We start from the raw sequence: 25,623 nt of genomic DNA, 5'->3' as shown, positions 1-25,623 counted from the left end.
CTCTACGCCGATGATAGTGCGGATTCCCGTGTGAAAGTAGGTAATCGTCAGGCTCCCTAAGCCAGAAACCCCCGCCCGACAAGGCGGGGGTTTTTGCATTGGCGCGACGGAAATGCAGGCGGGCGGTGGCAGATTGCTTTGGCTGATCGATCGCATGCCGGTGCGAGCCAGCCGCGACGCCGACTCACCTCCAACCCGATCCTGCACTGCGGCTCACCCGATCTGCGATGCAGGTCCGGTGGCGATACGCCACATGTTTCCTGGCGGGTAACGGCCAGGCGGTCCCCCGCTGTATATCGATCTCCTGCATCACGACCGCGCGGGGCCCCCCCGATTCCACCGGAACTGAGCCACTGCACGGCCATGACGATGCGCTTCTCACTGCTCGAAGCGAGAAACTAAAACCGACTGTTCTTCGGTTATCTTTTGCCATTCTTGCCCACATTGGCGCGATCTCCAGTTAAATGGCAAGCTTGAGGGCTGATGCCGATTGCATTTCTCTTCCCCCGTCTCTCTTCGCCGTGGGCGAATTCCTTCAGGCAATGCCAATGAAAAAGCTCATACCGCTTCTGCTCAGTTTCTCTCTGCTTGGATGCGCCGCACAGCATGAAGCTGCCTGCGTCCGTGCGCCGTTTCATGCGAAATTCCAGGATGCAGATGGCGATGTCGGCCCGTTCGCCAATATGAAGTTTTCGCTGATCCGAGTGTCCGACGGGTGTCGTGGTTTATCACGGAACAACTGACGAGCAGGGCCGTGCAGAGTGGAGCAATGCATGCCGCGGCGAGCAATACACGCTTCGTCAGGACGGCCTGATTGACGAGTAATTTCGTCGATTGTCCGTGATGTTGGTGACAAAAGCCCCCATCTTCATCCGGGTCGTGCGCATGGCTTCTACTCGAACGGGATAAAATCTATGCGCATAAAGTCGTTCCAGGATTATGTGCCTGCAAAGCGGAGTTCGGGCGCTTCAGGGTAATATCGCCACTCGTCCCGGCCACCACCTGTGCGGTGGCCGGTGTGTCCCGCCTTCCGTAACTGCATCGTTCATGACTTCCAGTTCTACCCAGAGTGGTCGGACGACCGACTTCTTGCCGTATCTCGTCGCCGCGACCTTCTTCATGGAGTACCTCGACACGACCGTGATCGCGACCGCTCTACCGCAAATGGCGCGCTCTTTCGGCGTCGGGCCGAATGCGCTGAGCCTCGGGATGACGGCCTACATGCTGGCGCTCGCGGTGTTCATTCCGATCAGTGGCTGGATCGCGGACCGATACGGGTCGCGCACCGTATTCGGCAGTGCGATCGTCGTGTTTACCGGCGCATCGATACTGTGCGGGCTGTCCAACGGCGTCGGGACGTTTACTGCCGCCCGGTTGTTGCAGGGTGTCGGCGGGGCGATGATGGTGCCGGTCGGACGGATGATCGTCGTGCGCAGCACCGAGAAGGCGCGGTTGATGCGCGCGATCGCGACGATCACGTGGCCGGGCATCGTTGCGCCGGTCGTCGGGCCGCCGATCGGCGGCTTCATCACGACGTATGCATCGTGGCGCTGGATCTTCCTGCTGAACGTGCCGCTCGGTTTCGCCGCGCTCGTCTGTACCTGGCTGATCGTCCGGAATACGCGCGCCGAGGAACAGCGTCCGCTCGACTGGATCGGCTTCGTGCTGGCGGGCGGGGCGCTGACATGTCTGCTGCTCGGTACCGAAATGGCGGGCCAGCAGGACGCGCAGTTCGCGCGCGCAGCGATGCTCATCGGCGCCAGCGTGCTGTTTGGTATCGCCGCGTGGTTGCATGCGCAGCGTTGTGCGCATCCGCTGCTCGATTTCACGACGCTGAAGGTGCCGACATTCTCGGTGACGGTGCTCACCGGCTCGATCACGCGAGTCGCGGTCAATGCGGTGCCGTACCTGCTGCCGCTGTTGTTCCAGATCGGTTTCGGGCTGTCGCCGTTCCAGTCCGGTCTGCTGCTGCTAGCGAGTGCGCTCGGCAATCTGGGCATGAAGGCGGGCACGTCGTGGATACTCGATCGTTTCGGTTTCCGGCGTGTTGCGCTCATCGACGTGACGATCGTCGGTTTTTGCACGATCGCATGCGGTTGGCTGACCGCGTCGACGCCGCTGGCAATCACGTTGCTGGTCGTATTCGTCTACGGGCTCACGCGTTCGATGCAGTTCACGACGCTTGCGACGCTCGCCTATGCCGACATTCCATCTCACCAGACCAGTGCTGCGAGCACGCTGTGGAGTGCAGCTCAGCAGATGACGATCGGGATGGGGATTGCGTTCGGCGCGCTGGCGCTGCGGCTCGCGGCACTGGTGCGTGGCGATGCGGCCGGCATTCACTATGTGCTCGACGACTTCCGTTGGGCGTTCGTCGCTGCAGGCGTACTCGCGTTGCTGACGTTGCCGGGCTATGCGCGGCTTGCGGCCGATGCGGGTGACAGGCTGCGGGCGAGTGCGGCACGAGGGTAGCTCGAGCAGTCGATCGCGTGCGCAGGGCGACAGGGTGCGTACTGTCGCCCTCCGTCACTCACCCACGCTTCGATTCGTCGCCAGTGCGATTGGCCGGTGCACATCAACTTCCTCGCACGTATTCCTCGCCTGAAGCGTAATCGTGGCACCCGCGATATCCGGCCGCTGTGACGCGTGTGCTGTATCGCCGGGCCCGATGCACCGCGCGATAAAGCAGCATTCGCACTGGATGATGCGAGGCACGTCATGGACCGCGATGCCGACTATATGGCCGGGCTGCCGCGATGTGCCCGTCCCACCAGCGAGAGCATGACGTCACGCGAGACGAGGCAATATCGCATTCGATGCCGCGGGAGCGTCAGGGACAGTAATGCGGATTGCATGACGGCGCTCGAGCGCAGCGGCCTGCGCGCCGTACGAGTATCGACACGATGGGGTGCGCGACAGCATGGTTCTCATGTCGGTATCGTTACTGCGCGTCATGAAAGATGATGCCGACCGTATGGCGGTGCCCGGTCCGGATGCGGCTCACGCCGTGACGCAGATTGACGCGATAGACGCCGCGCGTCCCTTGCACCGGCCTGCCATGCACCGCGAAGATCACCGCGTCGCCCTGCATCAGCGGCACTACTTCCGCACGCGACTGCATGCGGGGCCGCTGTTCCGTCAGTACGAACTCCCCACCAGTGAAATCCCGGCCCGGCGCCGACAGCAGGATCGCGACCTGCAGCGGAAAGACATGCTCGCCATACAGGTCCTGATGGAGGCAGTTGTAGTCGTCCGGGCCGTATTGCAGGATCAGTGGCGTCGGCCGCGTCTGGCCAGCCGCATGGCAGCGCGCGAGAAATGCCGCGTGCTCGGCCGGATAGCGGACGTCGATTCCGAGCGCCCGGTTCCACCGATTCGCGATCGGGGCGAGATGCGGATAGAGCGTTGTCCGCAGCGCATCGACGATCGTGGGCAGCGGATAGGCGAAATATCGGTACTCGCCGCGGCCGAAACCGTGCCGCGCCATGACGACGCGTGAACGGTACAGCGCATCGCGCGGGTAGAGTGCCGCCAGCGCCGCGCATTCCTCCAGCGAGAGCAGACCCGGTACGCGCGCGCATCCGTAGCGATCGAGTTCGGTATCGACGGTGGTCCAGTCGAGGGCGCTCACGTGCTGCGCCATGTCGACGGATTCGACGGCGGGTTGCAGATCGGCAATGTTCACGGGCGTACCTTGTTCGTCAGCGATGTGGTGTCGTGCAGGCATGCCATCGGCATCGAAGTACCCGGTATCGAGTGTGCTGCGATGCACAGCCGGTCGTTGTGGAACGGGCGGCGACGCGATGCCGGCAAGCGCGGCGCATGCCTGCGTCCACGGTGAAAGTCGATGAACCCAGTCTAATGTCGTCTGTGCGATGACGCGCTCCAGATCTTGCGCTTCAATCCGGAAAGAAGGGAGGGGTGCGGCGCGAGCAGCCGGTATGGCGGCTCGGAGTCTAGGCGAGGTTGACGCGGCGATGAGCCGGATGGACTTCGCTCCGTGTGAGCGAAACGAAAAGGCTACGACGCGAAGCACCGAAGCACCGAAGAACCGACTTCGAATCTTCCTCGGCGAGCGACCGGTCCCCCGGCCGCTCGCCGCTTCTCCGCTCAGGCGACCGAGCGGAACAACCAGTAAAGACCGGCCGCCAGCACAATCGATGCCGGCAACGTCAGTACCCATGCGAGCACGAGGCTGCGCACCGTGCTCCACTGCAGCCCGGAGCCGTTCGCCGCCATCGTGCCCGCGACACCCGATGACAGCACGTGCGTCGTCGAGACGGGCAACCCGTACGCGTCGGCCGCGCCGATCGTCAGCATTGCGACGAGCTCGGCCGATGCGCCCTGTCCGTACGTCAGATGCTGCTTGCCGATTTTTTCGCCGACGGTCACGACGATCCGCTTCCACCCGACCATCGTGCCGAGACCCAGTGCGATCGCGACCGCAACCTTCACCCAGGTCGGAATGAACTTGGTCGCGTGGTCGAGCTGCTTGCGGTAGTTGTCGATCGCGAGCTTGTCGTCGGCGGAAAATGCCGGTTGCCCCGACTTCTCGATCAGACGAATCGCTTCGGACACCAGATACATCGTGTTGCGCACGTTGTCGACGTCGCCCTGCGGCACGGCCGCCATCGAGCCCGACGAACCGACCGCGGTCGCCAGCGACGTGGACAGTTGCTGCACGCCCGGCAGCACGGCCGGCGTCATCTCGCGGCGCTGCACGAAGTGTTCGACGTCGGCGCGAGGATTCGCGGACGGTGCGACGCCGTTCGAGTATTTCGCGAACGTCGCGGCGGCCTGGTTCGCGACGGCGACGAACGTCTGCGATTCGGCCGGCGTGACGGCCTTGTTCAGTGCGTACGCGGTCGGCACCGTGCCGATCAGGATCAGCATGATGAGGCCCATGCCTTTCTGCCCGTCGTTCGACCCGTGCGCGAACGACACGCCGGTGCAGGTGAGGATCAGCAGGCAGCGAATCCAGAACGGCGGCGGCTGGTCCTTCGGCGGCTCCTTGTACAGATCCGGAACCCGAATGACGGCCTTCAGCACGAGCAACAGCAGCGACGCGCACAGGAAGCCGACGATCGGCGAGAACAGCAACGACTTGCCGACGCCGAGCGCCTGACCCCAGTCGACACCGCTCGTGCCGGACGGACCGTGCATCAGCTGGTTCATCAGCCCGACGCCGATGATCGAGCCGATCAGCGTATGCGAGCTCGACGACGGCAACCCGAAGTACCAGGTCGCGAGGTTCCACACGATTGCGGCGATCAGCAGTGCAAACACCATCGCGAAGCCCGAGCCGCTGCCGACCTGCAGGATCAGCTCGACCGGCAGCAACTGCAGGATGCCGAACGCGACGGCGCCGCTCGAAACCATCACGCCGAGGAAGTTCCACAGGCCGGACCAGATCACCGCGACGTTCGGCGTCAGCGAGTGGGTGTAGATCACGGTCGCGACGGCATTCGCCGTGTCGTGGAAGCCGTTGACGAACTCGAAGCCGAGCGCGATCAGCAGCGCGGCGCCGAGCATCAGATACGGGAACAACGATCCTTCGCGGACGGGCGACAGATCGGCAATCAGGTGGGTGGCGATATAGACGGCACCGATCGCGAGCACCAGCAGGAAGACGGCATAGCCGACCTGCCGGGTGCGTTCGGTGGAGCCGGGAGTATTGGCGGCGGACGAAGCAGGTTGATTCATGACGGCATCTCGTAAGGGAACCGCGTCCGATCCTAGCTTCGGCCACTCGTCAGTTTGATGACAGTCGGGAGGACGAATCGTTGTCTTACAGGTATGTAAGAAATGCGCGCATCGCCATTCATCACGTTGCCGCGTCGCGCCGGCCCGCATCGTCATCGGTATGGTCGGCAACGAACTTGCGTGTCGGTATCGCGCCCGTCGTCGTCGATGGTCAACGTCCAACCGTCCGGCGACCTGACGAATACCGTGCACGATAGCGGTGCGACGTCGATGCGCATCGCGGCCTGCGGTTCCATCCGCAACGCACACGCGATGGCTGTACGAACGATCGCCGCATGCGTGATCGCAACGACGTCGAGATCGCGCGGCAGACCGTCGAGCCAGGCGCGGACGCGCCATGCGACGTCTTCGAACGACTCACCGCCGTGCGGCGACGCAAGCGGCTCGCCGAGCCATGTGCCGAGTTCGTCCGGCAGGTCGCGCGCGAGATCGTGCAGTCGCTTGCCGCGCCAGCGGCCGTAGTCGACATCGCGAAGCGCATCGTCGAGTCGCGCGCGTAGCCCGAGCGCATCGGCGGTCTGTCGCGCGCAAAGCGCGGGACTGCTCAGCGCGACCGCGCGAGGGACGCCGGCGAACCGCTCGCGTACCGCGGCGGCGTCGGCCAGCCCGCGCGCGTCGAGCGGATCGTCGTCGGGAAACGTGCCGGTGCGCATCGCACGGGTCGATGCATGCGCGATCAGGCGCAGCAAGACAGGCTGGATCATGTCGGTAGTCGATTGTTCGAGGCGGCAGTGCGCGGCAGTGCCGATCATGCACCGGCCTTCAATACGCGAACGTTCGCGCGTACAATTCGCCCGATACGAAACGTGGAAGCCGGTGCAATTCCGGTGCGGTCGCGCCACTGTAACCGGGGATATTCGATCCCGGAAGCCAGACCTGCGTTCGTATTCCATCCAACATTTGCCGGGGCGCGATTCCCCTGAGGTGCATCCATGAGCGAAGCAATGCTGAAGCCGGCTGTCGTGCCGGCGCCCATCCCCGTCCGCGAACTGTTGCCGTGGGCCATCTTCGTCGGTCTGATCCTGCTGCTCGCGCTGTATTTCGTCGGCGCGGAACAGGGCGCGACGTCGATCGTGCCGGGCATGTACGTGCACGAGTTCGTGCACGACGGTCGCCACCTGCTTGGCTTTCCCTGCCACTGACGCGGAGTAGAAGATGGTCGGAAAGCTGCTCATGCGCGGGATGCTCGCAGGCATCGCCGCGGGTCTCCTCACGTTCGGTTTCGCGAAAATCGTCGGCGAACCGCAAGTCGATCAGGCAATCTCCTTCGAGGAAAAGTCCGATGCCGCCAAGGGCGAAGCGCCGGAGCCTGAACTGGTCAGCCGTCACACGCAGGCAGGCCTCGGCCTGCTGACGGGCGTCGTGACCTACGGCGCGGCGTTCGGCGGGCTGTTCTCGCTGGTCTTCGCGTTCGCATACGGACGAGGCAACCGCCTCCCGGCACGTCCGCTCGCCGCGTGGCTCGCGCTCGCGGCATTCGTCGCGCTCGTGATCGTGCCCAACATCAAGTACCCGGCCAATCCGCCATCGGTCGGCGACCCCGACACGATCGGCTATCGCACGGGCCTGTTCTTCCTGATGATCGCGATCTCGATCGCGACGATGGTGTTCTCGGTCAGCGTGCGTCGTCATCTGCTGGCGAAGCTCGGCCAGTGGAACGCGTCGATCGTGGCGGGCCTCGTGTTCATCGCGATCATCGCGGCCGTGCAGAACGGGCTGCCGTCGGTCAGCGAGTTACCGGCCGATTTTCCGGCAGCCGTGCTTTGGAAGTTCCGCGTGGCGGCGATCGGCATGCAGGTGATCATGTGGACGACGATCGGCCTGCTGTTCGGTGCGTGGGTCGAACGTGGCGAACGCATCGGCATGCGCGCCGCCTGACGCGCATTGCAACAGGGCGCGCCTAGCGCAGCATGCGCGGCGCGCTCCACGTCGATTCGCGCGCGAGCGCGACGAACGCGGCCAGATAGTCGATCGACGCGTCCGCTTCGCGGATGCCGAGGAAGATCTGCTTCGCGATTCCCTTCTTGCCCAGCTTGACCGGCACGACCGGCATCCGGTCCGCATATTCGTCGGCAAGCCATCTCGGCAGCGCGGCCACACCGCGCCCGCTCGCTATCATCTGCAGCATGATGTCGGTCGTCTCGATCGACTTGTGGCGCCGCGGCACGATGCCGGCCGGTGTCAGGAACTGGTTGTAGATGTCGAGCCGGTCCGTTTCGACCGGGTACGTGATCAGGATTTCGTCGCCGAGCTGCTCGGGCGTCACGTAGTCGGCATTGGCGAACCGGTGTGCGTCGGCGACCACCAGCACCTGCTCGTAATCGAACACGGGATCGAAGCGCAGCCCCGGCTTGTTCAACGGATCGGGCGTCACCAGCACGTCGATGTCATAGCCGAACAGCGCGCCGATGCCGCCGAACTGGAAGCGTTGCTTCACGTCGACGTCGACGTCCGGCCAGCGCGTCAGGTACGGCGACACGACCTTCAGCAGCCACTGATAGCACGGGTGGCATTCCATCCCGATGCGCAGCGTGCCGCGCTCGCCCTTCGCGTATTGCTTCATCCGCTCCTCGGCGAGCTCGAACTGCGGCAGCAGCCGGTTCGCCAGCTTCAGCAGATATTGCCCGCCCTGCGTGAGCCGCAGCCCGCGTCCTTCCCGATCCCAGATCGGCGTGCCGAGCTGCTGCTCGACCTTCCTGACGGTATGGCTGAGTGCCGATTGCGTGAGATGCAGCGCATTGGCCGCGGCCGTCAGCGAGCCCTGGCGCTCGACCTCACGGATCACGACGAGATGGAATCGTTCCAGCATGGATATCGCTCACTCAACTGATACATGAATGGATTTAATGGATGAATGAAATAATGCCATTTTATTTCATGGTTTGAAATCCCTATCATGGCTGCCGGATCCTCAATTTTTCTCTGTACGGCAACGTCATGGTTACGACACACAACCTCGGTTTTCCGCGCATCGGCGCAAAGCGCGAACTCAAGTTCGGTCTCGAACGCTACTGGAAGGGCGAATCGTCGCGCGACGAGCTGAAGTCGCTCGGTGCCGAGCTGCGCCACCGTCACTGGAACGACCAGCGCGATCTGGATCTGGCTCCGATCGGCGACTTCGCGTTCTACGACCAGGTGCTCGACATGAGCTTCACGCTCGGCAACCTGCCCAAACGCGTGCAGGGCTTCCAGGGCGACGCGCTCGACAACTATTTCCGCGTGGCGCGCGGCCGCTCGGCGCAATCGGCGGAAGAACATGCGGCGTGCTGCGGCGGCGTTTCGGCCGGCGAAATGACGAAGTGGTTCGACACGAACTATCACTACATCGTCCCGGAATTCCACGCGGACACGAATTTCTCGCTCGATCCGTCGCGCTTGCTCCAGCAACTGGCCGAAGCGCAGGCGCTGGGCGTCGCCGCGAAGCCGGTGATCCTTGGGCCCGTCACGTACCTGTGGCTCGGCAAGTCGAAGGACGATTCGGATCGTCTTGCACTGCTGCCGAAGCTGCTGCCGGTGTACGGCGCGCTGCTCGACACGCTGACCGCGCAGGGCGTCGAATGGGTGCAGATCGACGAACCGATCCTCGTCACCGAACTCGACGCCGAATGGCGCCAGGCATTCCGCACTGCTTACGCGGCGCTGGAAACGCGTCGCATCAAGCTGTTGCTCGCGACGTACTTCGGCCAGCTGCAGGACAACCTGACGCTCGCGGCGTCGTTGCCGGTCGACGGTTTGCACATCGACGCGATCAATGCCCGCGACGAAATCGACGCGCTGGTGCGTGAACTGCCGGCCGAGCGCGTGCTGTCGGTGGGCGCGATCAACGGCCGCAACATCTGGAAGACGGACCTGGGCGCAGCGCTCGACTGGCTCGAGCCGCTCGCCAAGCAACTGGGCGAGCGCCTGTGGCTCGCGCCGTCGTGCTCGCTGCTGCACGTGCCGGTCGATCTCGCGAGCGAAGAAAAGCTCGACGCGGAAATCCGCTCGTGGCTCGCGTTCGCGCTGCAGAAGCTCGACGAACTGAAGGTGCTTGCGACCGCGCTGAACGAAGGCCGCGACAAGGTGGCCGACACGCTTGCCGCGAATGCCGCCGCGATCGACTCGCGCCGCCGCTCGCCGCGCGTGAACAACCCGACGGTGAAGGCCGCGATCGCACGCATCGACGCGCAGCTCGGCAACCGCGTGAGCCCGTACACGGAGCGTGCGGCGAAGCAGTCGGCACGACTGAACCTGCCGGCTTTCCCGACGACGACGATCGGTTCGTTCCCGCAGACCGGCGAAATCCGCCAGGCGCGCAGCCAGTTCAAGGCGGGCGCGCTGGATGAAGCCGGCTATCGCAAGGCGATGCAGGCCGAGATCGTGCGCAGCGTCCGCGAACAGGAATCGCTCGAACTCGATGTGCTCGTGCATGGCGAAGCGGAACGCAACGACATGGTCGAGTACTTCGGCGAACAGCTCGACGGCTACGCATTCAGCCAGTTCGGCTGGGTGCAGTCGTACGGTTCGCGCTGCGTGAAGCCGCCGATCCTGTTCGGCGACATCAGCCGCCCGAAGGCGATGACGGTCGAATGGATCACGTACGCGCAGTCGCTGACGAGCAAGCCGATGAAGGGCATGCTGACCGGCCCGGTGACGATCCTGAACTGGTCGTTCGTCCGCGACGACCAGCCGCGCTCGGTGTCGTGCTACCAGCTCGCGCTCGCGATCCGCGAGGAAGTGCTCGATCTCGAGAAGGCCGGCGTGCGCGTGATCCAGATCGACGAGGCCGCACTGCGCGAAGGGTTGCCGCTGCGCCGCGCGCAATGGGGCGAGTACCTGAAGTGGGCGGTCGAGTCGTTCCGCATCACCGCGAATGGCGTGCAGGACGACACGCAGATCCACACGCACATGTGCTATTCGGAGTTCAACGACATCATCGCGTCGATCGCCGACATGGATGCGGATGTGATCACGATCGAGACGTCGCGCTCGGATATGGAACTGCTCGACGCGTTCGACAATTTCAAGTATCCGAACGAAATCGGGCCGGGCGTGTACGACATCCACTCGCCGAACATCCCGACACAGGATCACATCGTCGGCCTGATGAAGAAGGCGGCCGAGCGTATTCCGGCGGAGCGCCTGTGGGTGAACCCGGATTGCGGGCTGAAGACGCGTCAGTGGGCGGAAGTGATTCCGGCACTGACCAACATGGTCGCGGCCGCGAAGACGCTGCGCAACCAGGTGCAATGACGCAGGTGCAATAACGCGCGGACGCTGCACGCCTGCTGTCTCGATCGTCGATCGGCGGCGGGCGTTGCGCCGGTTCGGACCGTCCCGGGCAGGCCCCGGGACGTGTCGTTTCGAATGTTTGATTTTCGAGGGCCATTCCCGCCATGTGCGAACGCAATCGCTATCCGCTCGACCCGACCGATCCGGAACTGTTCGATGCCATTCTGCTGGAAAACCGCCACCAGGAAGCCCATGTCGAGCTGATCGCGTCGGAAAACTACACGAGCCCGGCCGTGATGGCCGCTCAGGGTTCGCAGCTCACGAACAAGTACGCGGAAGGTTATCCGGGCAAGCGCTACTACGGCGGCTGCGAATACGTCGACGTCGTCGAGCAACTGGCGATCGACCGCGTGCGCGCGCAAGCGGCCGAGCTGACGCGCCGTTTCCCCGTGTATTCGTGACAGCGTGCTGAGGAGGCGACGGTGAGCAACGTGGCGAACGATGCGGTTGAACGGCTGTTGGGCGCGATCGAGGAAGACAGCGACGATTGCTGGGCAATGTACGAGGAGATCGGTCGTGTGGTCGACGGCCGGCTCGACGCGACGGCCGCGCTGTTTCGAATCAACGACAACAACCGCGCGGTGGCCGATCCGTGGCATCCGGACTTCTTCCTCGCGGAAGGCCACGTGCGCGACCAGGGCGTCGAGCTCGATGTGACCGGCCAGCCGACGCCGGACTGGAACCTCTATGCGGGCTTACGTACCTGGATGCCGGTTACGACAGCGGCAGCGACGCCTACCTGACGGACGGTACGGACCCGAAACACCTGTTCAAGCTGTCGACCAAGTACACGTTCTCGCGGGGCGTGTTGCGCGGTGTGTCGATCGGCGGCGGTCTGCTCGCGCAGACGAGCATCACGCGCGGCGTCGAGCAGGGCGAATATGCGATCTTCAATGCGCAGATCGGCTATCGCTTCAACAAGCATCTCGAAGCGTCGCTGCAGTTGAACAACATGTTCAACCGCGATTACTACATCCGTCCGCCGAGCCGGTTCTACAGCGTGTTTGGCGACAAGCGCAACGTGATGCTCACGCTGCGTTCGGACTTCTGACGGCGGCAATGAAAAAAGGGCGGCACGATGTGCCGCCGTTCGCGGGAGACGACCGGGCGGGCGCGTGACGAAGCCGGCCCGGTGCTTCGAGACTACGCCGTGCGCGTGCCGCGCGGCAGTGGCGCGTTCGTCTTGTCCGGAGCACCGGCATCGTCGATGCTGACGCGGCGCGAGATCAGCCAGACGCACACCGACGACAGCACGGCGGCGCTCATGTACTGGACCGCGAGCGGCCACCATTGCGGCGCGGCGTTCTGCGCGATCAGCGTCGCCACGAGCGGCGTGAGGCCGCCGGCGAGGGCGCCGCATACCTGGTACGCGATCGAGATCGCCGTGTAGCGGATGCGCGCGATGAAGATGCCGCTGACGAAGCCGGCAACCACCGAGTAGTAGCCCGATTCCGCGAGCGTCGCGAGACCGACGCCGACCGTGATCGACAGCGGCGTGCCCATATGCACGAGCGGCAGCATCACGAACGGGACGATCGCGGCCCACGCGCCGGTGATCAGCAGCACGCGCGTCGTGCCGAAGCGTTGCGCCAGGAACGCGGCCGCGAGCTGCACGACGAACTGCAGCACGGCGACGATGGTCATGCAATGCAGCACCATCGACCGGTCGAGCGACAGGAACTGCGTCGCGTAGCTGATCATGAAGATGTTGCTGAAATACACGCCGGCGATGCCGTACACGTTCGCGCCGATCGCGAGCAACAGCAGCGGCCAGTACGTGAGCGCTTCGCGCACCGGGTTTTGCGCGGTGTTGCCGCTCTTCTTCACTTCCTCGAACTCGGGCGACTCGGACACGCTCGCGCGGATCACGAACCCGACGGCCAGCAGCACGGCACTCGCGAGGAACGGCACGCGCCAGCCCCAGCTCATCATGTCGTCCTTCGACAGCGTGCTGATTGCGCCGAACGCGAGCATCGACAGGATCAGGCCGCTCGCGCTGCCCAACTGCGCGAACGATGCGAAGAACGTGCGCTTGCCTTCGGGCGCATGCTCGCCGGCGAGCAGCACCGCGCCGCCCCATTCACCGCCGACCGCGATGCCTTGCAGCACGCGCATCAGCACGAGCAGGATCGGTGCGAGCATGCCGGCCTGTGCATAGGTGGGCAATGCGCCGATCGCGACGGTCGAGATCGCCATCAGCATCAGCGTCGCGAGCAGCGAGCGCTTGCGGCCGAAGCGGTCGCCGAGATAGCCGAACATCACGCCGCCGAGCGGCCGCGCGAAGAAGCCGACCGCGAACGAGCCGAACGACGCGAGCAGGCTGACGAAGCGGCTTTCGCCGGGAAAGAACAGCGGCCCGAACACGATGGCTGCGGCGGTCGCATAGCTATAGAAGTCGTACCACTCGATCGTGGTGCCGACGAACGAAGCGAGCGCCGCCCGCTTCGGTTGCTTGATGGCAGTCCCCATCGTTGATGTGCTCCTCTGGAATCCTTTGATTTGGAATGGGTCGTGTGCGTGCCGGGATCAGTCGCGATACGCGACGCCGGGCAGCACGCACAGCAGCTCGTATGCGAGGTTTGCGCCGAGCAGCGCCGTGGTGCCGAACGGGTCGTACGGCGGCGCGACTTCGACGAGATCGCAGCCGACGATGTTCAGCCCCTTCGCGCCGCGGATGATCTCGAGCGCCTGCGGCACCGTGAGGCCCGCGATTTCCGGCGTGCCGGTGCCCGGCGCATAGGCCGGGTCGATGCCGTCGATGTCGAAGCTGATGTAGACCGGCGTGTCGCCGACGCGCGCGCGCACTTCTTCCATCAGCGGCGCGAGCGACTTGTTCCAGCATTCCTCGGCCTGGACCACGCGGAAGCCCTGCTCGCGGCACCAGTCGAAATCCTCGGCGGCGTAGCCGGTGCCGCGCAGGCCGATCTGCGTGACCTTGTCGCCGTGCAGCAGCCCTTCCTCGACCGCGCGGCGGAACGGCGTGCCGTGCGCGATCTTTTCGCCCATCATCGTATCGTTCACGTCGGCGTGTGCATCGACGTGGATCAATGCAACCTTGCCGTGCTTGCGATGGATCGCGCGCAGGATCGGCAGCGCGATCGTATGGTCGCCGCCGAGCGTGACCGGCTTGCAGTCGTGTTCGAGGATCGCGTCGTACGCGGCTTCGATGCGCGCGATGGAGTCGTGCAGGTTATACGGATTGATCGCGACGTCGCCGATGTCGGCGATCTGCAGCGAATCGAACGGCGCGGCGCGGGTGGCCATGTTGTACGGGCGCAGCAGCACGGATTCGGTGCGGATCTGGCGCGGGCCGAAGCGCGCGCCGGTGCGGTTGGACGTGCCGAGGTCGAACGGCACGCCGACGAAACATGCGTCGAGCCCTGCGGCGCTCGCCACGTGCGGCAGACGCATCATCGTCGCGATGCCGCCGCTGCGCGGCATTTCATTGCCGCCGAGCGGCTGGAAATGGGGGTGTTCGTTCATGGGGGTGTCTCGTCCGATGTGGGGTTGCCGTATCATTCGACGCGGCCTGGCGCATAGTTTTACGCGTCCGGCCGGAAAGAAGAATGCGAAGATATCGACGTAAACATCGATTTCCATCGATGTATGAAAGGGGAATAGCGTGCTGGGGAATCTGTCGACCCTCGATCTGCGATTGATCCGCGTGTTTCTCGCGGTCACGGACGCGGGTGGCGTATCGGCCGCGCAGGCGATGCTGAACGTCGGCCAGTCGACGATCAGCGCGCAGCTGTCTTCGCTCGAGACGCGGCTCGGCTACCGGCTATGCGAGCGAGGCCGCAGCGGTTTCCGGCTCACGCCGAAGGGCGAGCGGTTCCACGCGATGAGTCGCAAGCTGCTCGCGGCGCTCGACGAATTCGGGATGGCGGCGCGGCACATGGACCGCCAACTGGTCGGCACGCTGAACATCGGCCTGATCGGGCACACGCCGGTCAGCCAGAACGCGCGGATCGCCGAGGCGATCGCCGCATTCCGCACGCGCGACGAGGCGGTGCGCTTCTCTATCTCAGTGCGTGCGCCGGGCGATCTCGAGGAAAAGCTGCTGAGCGACGAGATCCAGATCGCGGTGGGCTACTTCTGGCATCGCGTGCCGTCGCTGCACTACACGCCGCTGTTCATCGAGCGTCAGGTCGCATACTGCGGCCGCGGGCATCCGCTGTTCGACGGTGCGGGTGCGCTGACGCCGGCCGACGTCGCCGGCTTCGAGTGGGCCTGGCGCTCGTATCCGCTGCCGGAGGCGCAGATGTCGACGACGCCCGATCGCGTGACCGCGACCGCCGACAACATGGAAGCCGTCGCGCTGCTGATCCTGTCGGGCCATCATCTCGGCTACCTGCCGCAGCATTTCGCGGCGCCGTACGTCGCGCAGGGGCTGCTCGCACCGCTCAACCCGGAGCAACTGCGCTACGACGTCACGTTCCACATGGTCGTCGCGCGCAACGGGCGCGGCGACCCGCTCGTCGAGGCGTTTCTCGAGGATCTCGAGCGCGCGCATCAGTCTCCCGACGTGGCGTGACGCGCTGCATGATGCCGGCGCGGCCGGCAACGTGAATCCGTGCCGCGCCGGCGTGGCCTGCTGCCTGCGTCACGGCACCGGCAACCCCGCGTCGTGCTTCACTTCCCGCAACGACAGCGCCGATTCGATCGACGTCACGCCCGGCAGCATCCGCAGCGAATCGCGCAGGAACGTGCCGTAGTCATCGAGATCGCGCGCGACTACCTGCAGCAGATAGTCGGCGGTGCCCGCGACGTTGTGGCACGCGAGGATCCGCTCGATGCCGAGCACTTCCCGTTCGAACCGGTCGGCGACCTTGCGGTCGTGCGTCGCGAAACGCACGAGCACGAACGCGACGACGCCGAAGCCGAGCGCCTGGCGCGACAGCTGCGCGCGGTAGCGCTCGATGTAGCCGTCGCTTTCGAGACGCTTCAGGCGACGCGCACACGGCGTCTCGGACAGGCCGACGGAGTCGGCCAGACGCGCGATCGGCAGGCGGCCGTCGCGCTGCACCGCGGCGAGGATCGCGCGATCGGTTTTGTCGAGCTCATTCATCTTGGCGGAATCCTTGTTCAGATATCGTGATTGTGGCGGATTCCGCTATCAATCGCCAATCCGGCGTCAAAAATGGCCAATAATCCCTCGTCCTTCAGCGGCAACATATCGTCATTGGAGGACGGGGGCAGACCATGATTTCCACGCATTTGCTGTTGATTTATCTCGCCGCGCTGGCGGCCATTTACGCGGTGCCCGGGCCCGACATGGCGCTCGTGCTGCAGACCAGCATCGGTCGCGGCGTGCGTCCGGGCATGGCGGCGGCGGCCGGCCTGTCGCTGTCGCGCACAGCGCATGTGACGCTGTCCGCCTGCGGCGTCGCGGCGCTGATCCGCAGTGCGCCGTGGCTGTACGAAGTGATCCGTTACGGCGGCGCGCTCTATCTCGCGTACGTCGCGATCCAGGTGTTCCGCTCCCCGGTGTTCGCGCTCGGCGACGGCGAGGCTGCTGCCGCGGGCGAGCTGCGGCAATCGTTCTTCAAGGGGCTGCTGACGAACCTGCTGAATCCGAAGGCGCTGCTGTTCTGCTCGGTATTGCTGCCGCAGTTCGTGCGGCCCGAAGCCGGGCCCGTGGTGTGGCAGATGTTCGAACTCGGCGCGCTGCTCGTCGCGGCCGGCGTATGTTTCGACCTCGCGTGCGTGTTCGGCGCGTCGCGCATCGCGGCGTGGATGCGTGCGCACCCGCTCGCCCAAACCGTACAGCGCTGGACGTTCTCGGCCGCGCTGATCGGCTTCGCGCTGCGCCTTTCGATGGACTGACCGGCCGCTCGAATTGCATCCCGGCATCGCTGCCGTGCCGCCCGACAGACGCGCACGGCGCGGTGCATCGCCGAACGAAGGCCGCGCGCAATGCCGGCCTGCTCGCGCTTCTTCGGCACGGCGGCGCACGCGCGCAAATCGTCTGACTGTTCTAAACTTCCTTTGACTTCGCGCTGCGGCGAACCGACTGACCGAACGGAACCGTCTTCCGCCGGCCCTGTCCGATTTCCTGGTTGTTCCGTGCAACGCGGTACCAAGGAGGGTCTGAACATGGCAAGGCATCTTCAAGCCGACCGTGAACCCCGGATCGTCGCCGAGTCCAAGTGTCTCGGCCAGTGCGATCCGGCGGAACGCATCCACGTCACGATCATGTTGCGGCGGCAGGAAGAAGGGCAACTCGATGCATTGGTTCACCAGCTGGCTACCGGTGACGCCCGTGCAAAACCGGTGTCGCGCGACGCATTCGCGCAGCGTTTCTCCGCGAGTCCCGACGACATTCGCAAGACCGAGGACTTCGCACGCCGTCATCAACTCACGGTCGATCGTGTCGATCCGGTCGAAAGCGTCGTCGTGCTGTCCGGCACGATCCAGCAATTCGAAGCCGCATTCAGCGTGAAGCTCGAGCGTTTCGAGCATCGCTCGATCGGTCAGTATCGCGGCCGCTCGGGCCCGATCGTGTTGCCCGACGATATCGGCGATGCGGTCACGGCCGTGCTCGGTCTCGACAGCCGTCCGCAGGCGCGGCCCCACTTCCGGCTGCGTCCGCCGTTCAAGCCCGCACGCGGTGCCGCGGGCGTCACGTTCACGCCGGTTCAGCTCGCTTCGCTGTACGGTTTCCCGGCCGGTGACGGCGCGGGGCAGTGCATCGCGATCGTCGAACTCGGCGGCGGCTATCGCGCGGCCGATATCCAGCAATACTTCCGCGGGCTCGGGATCAACACGCCGCCGACGCTCGTCGACGTGAACGTCGGTACCGGCCGCAATGCGCCGAGCGGCGATCCGAACGGCCCGGACGGCGAAGTCGCGCTCGACATCGAGATCGCCGGGGCGATCGCGCCGGCCGCGAAGATTGCGATCTACTTCGCGTCGAACAGCGACGCGGGCTTCATCCAGGCCGTGAACGCGGCCGTCAACGACAAGGCCAACCAGCCTTCGGTGATCTCGATCAGCTGGGGCGGGCCGGAAGCGATCTGGCAGGCGCAGTCGGCGCAGGCGTTCGACCGCGTGCTGCAGGCGGCCGCCGCGCAGGGGATCACGGTGTGCGCGGCGTCGGGCGACAGCGGCTCGGGCGACGGGCTGCAGGACGGCGCCGATCACGTCGACTTTCCCGCTTCGAGCCCGTACGTGCTCGGCTGCGGCGGCACGCAGCTCGATGCGTTGCCGGGGCAGGGCATCCGCAGCGAGGTCACGTGGAACGACGACGCGGCCGGCGGCGGTGCGGGCGGCGGCGGCGTCAGCACGATGTTCGACCTGCCGACGTGGCAGCAGGGGCTGACCGTGACGCGCGCCGACGGCAGCAGCACGCCGCTGGCCAAGCGCGGCGTGCCGGACGTCGCCGGCGATGCATCGCCGCAAACGGGCTACGAGGTGTCGGTTGCCGGCACGCCCGCGGTGATGGGCGGCACGAGCGCGGTCGCGCCGCTGTGGGCCGCGCTGATCGCGCGGATCAACGCGGCGGCCGGCGCCTCGGTCGGCTGGGTCAATCCGGTGCTGTACAAGAATCCGGGCGCGCTGCGCGACATCACGAAAGGCTCGAACGGCACATATGCGGCCGCGGCCGGCTGGGATGCGTGCACGGGCCTCGGCAGCCCGGACGGCGCGAAGCTCGCCGCGGTCCTCGCGCGCAAGCCGTCGAGCTGACGCGCCGGCACATGCGTTTCCTTGTGACGCGGGTGTCCTGCCCGCGTCTTTTTTCACCTCCAGGAGCAGCACGATGGGCATCGATTCCGCATCTTCCGGCGGCGTGTATCCGCTGCATCACGGCGACCTCAATTCGCATGGCGTGCCGGCGGCCGTCAGTCCGGTCGCGCTGAGCCAAGGCCGCGACCAGCCGTTCTTCGATCCCGTTGCATACGGCAACGGCCCCGACGACTCGGTGACCGACACGACCGAAGCGGCCGCGATCACGCACCACACGATCCTGATCGGCGGGAAGCGTATTGCCTATACGGCGACGGCCGGCCATCTCGTGACCGTCGACCCGAGCAGTTCGCAACCGGCCGCGAAGCTCTTCTACGTCGCGTTCACGGCCGACGGCGCGAAGGAAGAAACCCGGCCTGTGACGTTCTTCTACAACGGCGGCCCCGGTTCGTCGTCCGTGTTCGTGCTGCTCGGCTCGTTCGCGCCGAAACGTATCAAGACGTCGATGCCGGGGTTCACGCCGCCCGCGCCGTATCAGATGGAAGACAACCCCGACAGCATGATCGACCACAGCGACTTGGTCTTCATCAACCCGGTTGGCACCGGCTATTCGGCGGCCGTCGCGCCGAACAAGAACCGCAATTTCTGGGGCGTCGACCAGGATGCGGATTCGCTGAAGCAGTTCATCAAGCGCTACCTGACCAAGAACAACCGCTGGAATTCGCCGAAATACCTGTTTGGCGAGTCGTACGGCACGGCGCGCAGCTGCGTGCTCGCCTACAAGCTGCACGAGGACGGCGTCGACCTGAACGGCGTTACGCTGCAGTCGTCGATCCTCGACTACCGGCAGGCCGGCAATCCGGTCGGCGCGCTGCCGACCGCGGCGGCCGACGCGTGGTATCACCAGAAACTCGGCGTCAAGCCGGCGCCGACGGATCTCGGCGCGTTCGTGGAGGAAGTCGCGCAGTTCGCGCGCACCGACTACCTGAACGCGTTGCGCAACGTGCCGCATGCCGACCCGGCCGTCGTGCAAAAACTGTCGGAGTACACCGGCATCGACACGGCGACGCTGCAGACGTGGGGGCTCGACATCGCCGGCTACGATGCGCGCGGCAATTCGCTGTTCCTGACGACGCTGCTGCATGCCCAGGGGCTGGCGCTCGGCTCGTACGACGGCCGCGTGACCGGAATTTCGTCGGGCATCGCCGGCAAGATCGATCCGAACTCGGGCGGCAACGACCCGACGATGACGGCGGTGACGGGCGTCTACACGGCGATGTGGAACAGCTACCTGAACGAGCAACTGAAGTTCACGTCGAACTCCGCGTTCACGGACCTGAACGACCAGGCATTCCAGAACTGGGATTTCAGCCACATCGACCCGACCGGCGCGCAGCAGGGCATCGATGCGAAGGGGAACGTGATTCTCTACACGGCGGGCGATCTTGCCGCGGTGATGGCGCTGAACATCGACCTGAAGGTGCTGTCGGCGAACGGCTTCTACGATTTCGTCACGCCGTTCTACCAGACCGTGATCGACCTGCAGCAGATGCCGCTCGAGGATCAGAAGGTGCGGCAGAACCTGTCCGCGCGCTTCTATCCGTCGGGGCACATGGTGTATCTCGACGGCGGTTCGCGGACCGCGCTCAAGCGCGATCTCGCGACGATGTACGACGCGACGGTCAGCGACACGGGCGCGCGGATGCGGATCCGCGCACTGCAGGCGAAGAAGACGGGCGGGCCCGCGTAGCGCTGCCCGTCGGGCACGTGCCGCGCGCAACCGCTACGGTGCTGTTCGCGCGGCGCGTGTGATCGGTGCCGTCGATCAGCCGCAGTGGCCGGGTTGCGCGGCCGGCCAGTCGAACAGCGTGTACGGCAGCGCGCGCTTGTGGCGCGAGCCTTCGTGGAAACGCAGCACCGTTTCGTAGACGTGGTCGCTGACGGGCTTGCCTTCGAGGAAATCGTCGATCTCGTCGTAAGTCACGCCGTATGCGTGCTCGTCGGGGTGCAGCGGGCGCAGTTCCTCGAGGTCGGCTGTCGGCACCTTCATCACGATCGATTCCTCGCCGCCGAGCGCACGGGCGAGCGCACGTACGCGGCGCTTGTTCAGGCCGGCGAGCGGCAGAATGTCTGCGCCGCCATCGCCGAATTTCGTGAAGAAACCCATCAGCGATTCGGCCGCGTGGTCGGTGCCGATCACGATGCCGCGCCGCGCACCGGCGACCGCGTATTGCGCGATCATGCGCTCGCGCGCCTTGATGTTGCCGTGCACGAAGTCCTGCTGTGCGGGTGTTTCGAATGCGTGGCCGGACGCGGCCAGCGACGCGAGCATTGCGTCCGCGGCGGGCTTCACGTCGACCGTCAGTGTCTCGTCCGCGCGCACGAAATCGAGCGCGCGCTGCGCATCGGCTTCGTCGTTCTGCACGCCGTTCGGCAGACGCATCGCGATGAAGCGCGCGTCGTAGCCGTCGGCGCGCAGCCGTTCGACCGACAACTGCGCGAGCCGCCCGGCCGTCGACGAATCGACGCCGCCGCTGATGCCGAGCACGTAGGTCCGCAGGCCCGTCGAACGGAGGTACTGCGTGAGGAAATCGACGCGCCGGGCGATTTCGGCATCGACGTCGAAGTGCGGGGCGACGTTCAGTTCGGCAATGATCGCGCGTTGGCGGCTGGCGTAATCGGCGGATGTCATGGGGGTGGTTCCGGAACGAAATGCGAGGCGCCCATCATAAGCGCAATCGTGGCCCGGCGCCGCGCCGGGCGTGCGATCGGGCCGCCGCGCGTTGCATCGGCGAGACGCGCTGCATCGTGATGGTGCAGCCCGCGCCGAGGCGCACCGGAGCGGGCGTCCGGATGCGTCGTTCCGATGCATGCGCGGCCGATGCGGCTGGCGCTCCTGCCCGCGTCAGCGCCGTGCGAGCACGACGCCCACCAGTGCGAGCGCGAAGCCGGCGAGCTGAATGGTCGCGAGCGTTTCGCCGAACAGCAGGTAACCCTGCAGCGCGGCGAGCGGCGGCGCGAGAAACAGCAACGACGTCGCGCGTGCCGCGTTGCCGCGGCGCAGCATCCACATCAGCATCGTGACCGCGCCGCCGGACAGAAACACGATGCCCCATACGAGCGACATCCACAGCGCGGGCGCGCCGATCCAGCGCGTTTCGTGCAGCAGCGCGACGAAAATCGCCGCGACGATCGCCGCGCCGAGGTTCTGCACGGCGACGGCCGTGCGCAGGTCGTTCTGTGCGAGCTTGCCTTTCTGGTACAGCGACCCCGCGGTGATCGAGCCGACCGACAGCACCGACACGGTCACGACGAACCACGCCGGCGCTGCGCCCGGCGGCGGCGCGACGCCGCCCGCGACTTTCGGCGCGAGCACGAGCGCGACGCCGGCGAGCCCGAGCGCCATCCCGAGCCAGCCGCGCGCGGGCAGGCGCTCGTTGAACAGCGGCACCGCGAGCACGGCGGTGGCGAGTGGCTGCAGCGCGCCGAGCAGCGCCATCACGCCGGCGTTCAACCCTTGCGCGACGGCCCAGTAGCTGGCGCCGAGATAAATGCCCTGCAGCAGCGCGCCCGCGATCAGGTGACGCGGCCATTCGCGGCGAGCCGGCCACGGCGCGCGCGCGACGAACGCCACCGCGCCGAACAGCACGGCCGTGCCCGCGAAGCGCGCGAGCAGGAACAGGTTCGGGTCGGCATAGGGCTTGATGGCCCGGGCGACGATGAAGCCGGTGGACCACAGCGCGACGAAGGCCGCGGCGACGAGCGAGGTAAGCATGCGGGGCGGGCCGCGACGCGGCCGGACGAATCGTGAAGCCGGTCAGTATCGGGCGAAGCCGGCTTGCCGTCTTGTCGAATTCTGCACTCGCTCACTTGCTTGCACGCCGTGCCGTGCGGAACGGTGGCGAAGGCGATCGTGGAGGGGGTATGTGCCGCGCGCGGCGGACGCAGATGTGTCGCGTCGGCGCGCGGCGTGGCGGTACGCGGGCCGTTCGTTATCGAACGGCCGGGACCAGAGCCGGGCCGGGTGAACCGGCCGCAACGGAAGCGCGCGCACGCACGCGCGAAACGGAGGGGAGATCAGTCGAGCGAGAACGTGTCGAGCGGCTGGTTCGCGCGGGCATCGGTCGCGAAGCGCGCCGCGAGCTGTTCGTACAGCCGACGTGCCTCGTCGAGCGTCAGGTCGATCCAGTACGGATCGCCGGCGCCGTCGTTGAGTCGTTCGGGCGAAAACTGGATTTCGAGCACACTGCCTTTGCGATACATGGCGCGAGTTCCTTAATGGTCTGTCGTTCGGCGAAACGCAGAGTGTAGCAATCGCTTGCCGCACCGATTCGCGCACCTCAGGCAATACAGAATTTCACTTTCGCGGAACCCGGTCGTTGTCGCGCCGCCGTCAAATGACAGTCAAACGGGCGTAATACAATGGTCGGCTTACTCATTACCAGTCGCCCCAGGCGCATTGCGATGCTGGCGGAACAACGTCATCAATACATCCTGTCGGAGCTTGGACGGTCGGGCGCGCTGTCGGTCGCCGAACTCGTGCGTTCGCTCGACGTGTCGCGCGAGACGGTACGGCGCGACCTGAACGCGCTCGCGGCGCGCGGCCTGCTCGTGATGACGCACGGCGGCGCGCTGGCGGCGGACCGCCGCGAGCCGAGCCTGTCCGAGCGCGAAGCGGCGAACGCCGAAGCGAAGCGCACGATCGGGCGGCGCGCGGCCGAATTCGTGCCCGACGACGCATCGGTGCTGATCGACTCGGGCAGCACGCCGCATGCGGTCGCGCTCGCGCTCGCCGACCGCCACCGGCTGTCGATCTACACGAACGACTGGCGCACCGCGTTCGTGCTCGCGCGGCGCAACGGCAATCGCGTGACGCTGCTCGGCGGCGAACTGTCCGACGACGAAGACGCCACGTTCGGACTCGATACGATCCAGCAGCTCGCGCAATACCATGTCGACTTCGCATTCGTCGGCGCGGGCGGCATCACGGCCGACGGCGATTGCACCGACTATTCGCGGCTCGCCGCCGAAGTGCGCAGCCGGATGATCGCGGCGGCCGGCACGGCGATCATCGTCGCCGACCATTCGAAGTTCGGCCGCGTGACGCCGGTGCGGATCAACGGCGCGTCGGCCGCGCGCTATCTGGTCACCGAGCGCATGCCGGACAAGGCCGTGCGCCGCGCGCTGACCGCCCGCGGCATCGAGCTGCTCGTGTGCGACTGACTGGCGAAAAGCCTCTACGACGCATCCTGGTCGTCCTTCCGAAACAAGCTCCGCTACAAGGCGATCGCGCACGGGGCCACGCTCGAGGAAGTCGACGAAAGCGGTTCTACCCAGTCCTGTTCGGCGTGCGGGTCGAAAGACAGCACGACGCGGCCGAAAGGTATCGCGGGACTGCGAACAAGAGAGTGGGCCTGTAGTGAATGTGGTGTCGAGCATGATCGAGATACCAACGCTGCCGTGAACATTCTCCGATGCTGACGTGCATCGCCAGGTGTGGGAATCCTCCGCCTTTAGCGCAGACGAGGACGTCAAGTGGCGGGATGCGCGCATCGATCCGCAGGATCGCGATGCGCCGTTTCGCCATGACGTCCTTCCGGTCGTCGCCACGCCGGAGCACTTGCAGGTACTCGACGCGGAAGGCGCGACCCCGATCGTCTGTACGGGCTCGGCGAACATGAGCCGCAACTCCGAGCAGTACAACGACGAGAACCTGCTCGAGTTTCGCGACGCACGCATCGCGGCGATCTATCTCGCGGAATTCCTGCCGCGCTACGAGCACTATCGTGCGCGGGCGCGGGCGCTGTCGATCGAGACGAAGCGGCGCGGCGCAGGCACGCAGCGGCAGCTCGCGCTGGCGCCGGATTCGAGCTGGGCGAAGAAGTACTACTTGGCGGGAAGCGTGGAAGAGAAGGCGCGGATCGCGCTGGCGGCGACGGCACCGACGGACTGACCCGTGCGCTCGACCCGGAGTGGCCTGCAGCGGCCGGAAGCGGCTGGAAGCGCGACATGCTCCCGGCTCATGCCGGTTGCACGCGTGGTGGTGTCGTTCGAGAGAGGGGCCGTCCGGCGAGTGCATCGCTCGCCGGGCGGCCTTCGGGCGGAATCGCGCGGCGTGCCTACGCGGCGACGTAGCGCAGCACGGAGTCGGCGATCGTCTCGCGATGCCGTGCACGCAACCGCGGCGCCGACGGATCGCGGCCGAACGCGGCGCCGAACGTGTAGCGGTTCGACACGCGGTGGAAGCAGAACGAGCTGATCAGCAGGTGCAGGTCGAACGCGTCGATGTCCTTGCGGAACGCGCCGCTCGCCGCGCCGCGCTCGAGCAGTTCCTCGAGCGTCTTGATGATGCTGACGTTGCGGTTCTTGAACGACTTCAGCTGTTCGAGATACTTCGCGCCGTGGATGTTCTCGATCGACACGAGGCGGACGAAGTCGCGATGCTTGTCGTGATAGTCGAACGTGAATTCGACGAGCCGGCGCATGCCTTCGCGCGGCTCCATGTCGCCGACGTGCAGTTCCTGCTCGAGCGCGCGGATGTCGCCGTACACCTTCTCCAGCACGGCCTCGTACAGGCCTTCCTTGCTTTCGAAGTAGTAATAGAGCATCCGCTTCGTCGTGTTCGTGCGCTCGGCGATCGCGTCGACGCGCGCACCGGAGAGGCCCATCGCGGAAAATTCTTGCGTGGCGACGTCGAGGATGTTGCGCCTGGTTTGCTCGGGATCGTATTTGCGCCGCGCGTCGGACGCAAGCGCGCGGCTTTCGGACGTGGCGGCCTTGCTTCCAGCTTTCATGTGACTTTGTTGTGGGTTCGCGGCGGCATGAAGAAATCATTCTAGCATGCGGAAAATCCCCGTCCGGCCGACCTGCCGCTCTAACCGCCGGCCCGCTCGGCCATGCCGT

Annotated in this window: 23 protein-coding genes, 3 pseudogenes and 1 riboswitch; of the genes and pseudogenes, 14 read left to right on the top strand and 12 right to left on the bottom strand. The window is 65.7% G+C overall.

Annotation, left to right across the window (positions count from 1 at the left end; genetic code table 11):
• Window positions 1–419: 419 nt before the first annotated feature.
• A complete protein-coding gene (locus DIE13_RS23760; RefSeq protein WP_124829552.1) occupies window positions 420–638 on the bottom strand; it encodes a hypothetical protein in 219 nt (72 codons plus the stop codon).
• 409 nt (window positions 639–1,047) lie between these two features.
• Between DIE13_RS23760 and DIE13_RS23755 the strand changes: the two genes are divergently transcribed.
• Window positions 1,048–2,472, top strand: a complete 1,425-nt coding sequence (locus DIE13_RS23755) for a DHA2 family efflux MFS transporter permease subunit (RefSeq protein ID WP_124829551.1) — start codon at window positions 1,048–1,050, stop codon at window positions 2,470–2,472.
• Window positions 2,473–2,941: 469 nt separating this feature from the next.
• On the opposite strand, the gene DIE13_RS23750 is transcribed toward DIE13_RS23755, so the two are convergent.
• The 3 genes from DIE13_RS23750 to DIE13_RS23740 form a co-directional block, all read right to left on the bottom strand.
• Window positions 2,942–3,685, bottom strand: a complete 744-nt coding sequence (locus DIE13_RS23750) for a 2OG-Fe(II) oxygenase (protein ID WP_124829560.1) — start codon at window positions 3,683–3,685, stop codon at window positions 2,942–2,944.
• A 425-nt stretch (window positions 3,686–4,110) separates the two neighbouring features.
• Window positions 4,111–5,703: an inorganic phosphate transporter gene (locus DIE13_RS23745; protein ID WP_124829550.1), complete on the bottom strand. Its 1,593-nt coding sequence runs from the start codon at window positions 5,701–5,703 to the stop codon at window positions 4,111–4,113.
• A gap of 152 nt (window positions 5,704–5,855) precedes the next feature.
• The gene (locus DIE13_RS23740) at window positions 5,856–6,467 is read right to left on the bottom strand and encodes a histidine phosphatase family protein (protein WP_124829549.1); all 612 of its coding nucleotides are present in this window, start codon (window positions 6,465–6,467) and stop codon (window positions 5,856–5,858) included.
• Between the two features lie 52 nt (window positions 6,468–6,519).
• A riboswitch (cobalamin riboswitch) is annotated at window positions 6,520–6,662 on the top strand.
• A gap of 33 nt (window positions 6,663–6,695) precedes the next feature.
• On the opposite strand from DIE13_RS23740, the gene DIE13_RS23735 reads away from it, so the two are divergent.
• The gene (locus DIE13_RS23735) at window positions 6,696–6,905 is read left to right on the top strand and encodes a CbtB domain-containing protein (protein WP_124829548.1); all 210 of its coding nucleotides are present in this window, start codon (window positions 6,696–6,698) and stop codon (window positions 6,903–6,905) included.
• Window positions 6,906–6,918: 13 nt separating this feature from the next.
• Window positions 6,919–7,641 carry a CbtA family protein gene (locus DIE13_RS23730; protein WP_124829547.1) on the top strand — a complete coding sequence of 241 codons (723 nt, stop codon included), beginning with the start codon at window positions 6,919–6,921 and terminating at the stop codon, window positions 7,639–7,641.
• A gap of 22 nt (window positions 7,642–7,663) precedes the next feature.
• Here the strand turns inward: DIE13_RS23730 and DIE13_RS23725 are convergent, their stop codons facing one another.
• On the bottom strand, window positions 7,664–8,572 hold the full coding sequence (locus DIE13_RS23725) for a LysR family transcriptional regulator (RefSeq protein WP_124829546.1): 909 nt from the start codon (window positions 8,570–8,572) through the stop codon (window positions 7,664–7,666).
• 128 nt (window positions 8,573–8,700) lie between these two features.
• Here DIE13_RS23725 and metE point away from each other — a divergent pair, with 128 nt between their 5' ends.
• The 4 genes and pseudogenes from metE to DIE13_RS23710 all read left to right on the top strand — a co-directional run bounded on the left by metE (window position 8,701) and on the right by DIE13_RS23710 (window position 12,085).
• Window positions 8,701–10,995, top strand: coding sequence for a 5-methyltetrahydropteroyltriglutamate--homocysteine S-methyltransferase (gene metE / locus DIE13_RS23720; RefSeq protein ID WP_124829545.1), 2,295 nt, complete (start codon window positions 8,701–8,703; stop codon window positions 10,993–10,995).
• Between the two features lie 143 nt (window positions 10,996–11,138).
• Window positions 11,139–11,393, top strand: a pseudogene (gene glyA, locus DIE13_RS23715) (serine hydroxymethyltransferase); the annotation flags it as partial.
• Window positions 11,394–11,456: 63 nt separating this feature from the next.
• Complete coding sequence (locus DIE13_RS33505; RefSeq protein WP_233410043.1) at window positions 11,457–11,777, top strand: TonB-dependent receptor; 321 nt, start codon at window positions 11,457–11,459, stop codon at window positions 11,775–11,777.
• Window positions 11,711–12,085 (top strand): TonB-dependent receptor domain-containing protein, encoded by a 375-nt coding sequence (locus DIE13_RS23710; protein ID WP_233410116.1) that lies wholly within the window; start codon window positions 11,711–11,713, stop codon window positions 12,083–12,085. The genes DIE13_RS33505 and DIE13_RS23710 overlap by 67 nt, the downstream gene beginning before the upstream one ends.
• A gap of 92 nt (window positions 12,086–12,177) precedes the next feature.
• Here the strand turns inward: DIE13_RS23710 and DIE13_RS23705 are convergent, their stop codons facing one another.
• Both DIE13_RS23705 and speB read right to left on the bottom strand, forming a co-directional pair.
• Window positions 12,178–13,503, bottom strand: a complete 1,326-nt coding sequence (locus tag DIE13_RS23705; RefSeq protein WP_124829544.1) for an MFS transporter — start codon at window positions 13,501–13,503, stop codon at window positions 12,178–12,180.
• A gap of 57 nt (window positions 13,504–13,560) precedes the next feature.
• Window positions 13,561–14,517 (bottom strand): agmatinase, encoded by a 957-nt coding sequence (speB, locus tag DIE13_RS23700; RefSeq protein WP_124829543.1) that lies wholly within the window; start codon window positions 14,515–14,517, stop codon window positions 13,561–13,563.
• A 139-nt stretch (window positions 14,518–14,656) separates the two neighbouring features.
• Here speB and DIE13_RS23695 point away from each other — a divergent pair, with 139 nt between their 5' ends.
• A complete protein-coding gene (locus tag DIE13_RS23695) occupies window positions 14,657–15,568 on the top strand; it encodes a LysR family transcriptional regulator (RefSeq protein WP_124829542.1) in 912 nt (303 codons plus the stop codon).
• Window positions 15,569–15,637: 69 nt separating this feature from the next.
• Here DIE13_RS23695 and DIE13_RS23690 read toward each other — a convergent pair whose 3' ends face one another.
• Window positions 15,638–16,102 (bottom strand): Lrp/AsnC family transcriptional regulator, encoded by a 465-nt coding sequence (locus DIE13_RS23690; RefSeq protein WP_124829541.1) that lies wholly within the window; start codon window positions 16,100–16,102, stop codon window positions 15,638–15,640.
• A 134-nt stretch (window positions 16,103–16,236) separates the two neighbouring features.
• Here DIE13_RS23690 and DIE13_RS23685 point away from each other — a divergent pair, with 134 nt between their 5' ends.
• From DIE13_RS23685 to DIE13_RS23675, 3 genes are all read left to right on the top strand, one after another.
• Window positions 16,237–16,860 carry a LysE family translocator gene (locus DIE13_RS23685; protein WP_096507764.1) on the top strand — a complete coding sequence of 208 codons (624 nt, stop codon included), beginning with the start codon at window positions 16,237–16,239 and terminating at the stop codon, window positions 16,858–16,860.
• Window positions 16,861–17,130: 270 nt separating this feature from the next.
• Window positions 17,131–18,720 carry a protease pro-enzyme activation domain-containing protein gene (locus DIE13_RS23680; RefSeq protein ID WP_124829540.1) on the top strand — a complete coding sequence of 530 codons (1,590 nt, stop codon included), beginning with the start codon at window positions 17,131–17,133 and terminating at the stop codon, window positions 18,718–18,720.
• 73 nt (window positions 18,721–18,793) lie between these two features.
• Window positions 18,794–20,470 (top strand): S10 family peptidase, encoded by a 1,677-nt coding sequence (locus DIE13_RS23675; RefSeq protein ID WP_124829539.1) that lies wholly within the window; start codon window positions 18,794–18,796, stop codon window positions 20,468–20,470.
• 75 nt (window positions 20,471–20,545) lie between these two features.
• Here DIE13_RS23675 and nadE read toward each other — a convergent pair whose 3' ends face one another.
• The 3 genes from nadE to DIE13_RS23660 form a co-directional block, all read right to left on the bottom strand.
• A complete protein-coding gene (nadE, locus tag DIE13_RS23670; RefSeq protein WP_124829538.1) occupies window positions 20,546–21,412 on the bottom strand; it encodes an ammonia-dependent NAD(+) synthetase in 867 nt (288 codons plus the stop codon).
• A gap of 213 nt (window positions 21,413–21,625) precedes the next feature.
• On the bottom strand, window positions 21,626–22,495 hold the full coding sequence (locus DIE13_RS23665; RefSeq protein WP_124829537.1) for a DMT family transporter: 870 nt from the start codon (window positions 22,493–22,495) through the stop codon (window positions 21,626–21,628).
• Window positions 22,496–22,797: 302 nt separating this feature from the next.
• The gene (locus tag DIE13_RS23660; protein ID WP_006752380.1) at window positions 22,798–22,983 is read right to left on the bottom strand and encodes a hypothetical protein; all 186 of its coding nucleotides are present in this window, start codon (window positions 22,981–22,983) and stop codon (window positions 22,798–22,800) included.
• 201 nt (window positions 22,984–23,184) lie between these two features.
• Between DIE13_RS23660 and DIE13_RS23655 the strand changes: the two genes are divergently transcribed.
• The 3 genes and pseudogenes from DIE13_RS23655 to DIE13_RS23645 all read left to right on the top strand — a co-directional run.
• Window positions 23,185–23,943 (top strand): DeoR/GlpR family DNA-binding transcription regulator, encoded by a 759-nt coding sequence (locus DIE13_RS23655; protein ID WP_124829536.1) that lies wholly within the window; start codon window positions 23,185–23,187, stop codon window positions 23,941–23,943.
• Window positions 23,944–24,201 (top strand): annotated as a pseudogene (locus DIE13_RS23650) (zinc ribbon domain-containing protein); the annotation flags it as partial.
• Between the two features lie 115 nt (window positions 24,202–24,316).
• A pseudogene (locus DIE13_RS23645) lies at window positions 24,317–24,673 on the top strand (phospholipase); the annotation flags it as partial.
• A 166-nt stretch (window positions 24,674–24,839) separates the two neighbouring features.
• On the opposite strand, the gene DIE13_RS23640 reads toward DIE13_RS23645, so the two are convergent.
• Window positions 24,840–25,514, bottom strand: coding sequence for a TetR family transcriptional regulator (locus DIE13_RS23640; RefSeq protein WP_124829535.1), 675 nt, complete (start codon window positions 25,512–25,514; stop codon window positions 24,840–24,842).
• Between the last annotated feature and the right edge of the window lie 109 nt (window positions 25,515–25,623).

This window comes from Burkholderia sp. Bp9016 (assembly GCF_003857765.1).
Taxonomy (GTDB): domain Bacteria; phylum Pseudomonadota; class Gammaproteobacteria; order Burkholderiales; family Burkholderiaceae; genus Burkholderia.
Note: the sequence above shows the minus strand (reverse complement) of the source record. Positions and strands in the feature narration are given on the sequence as shown.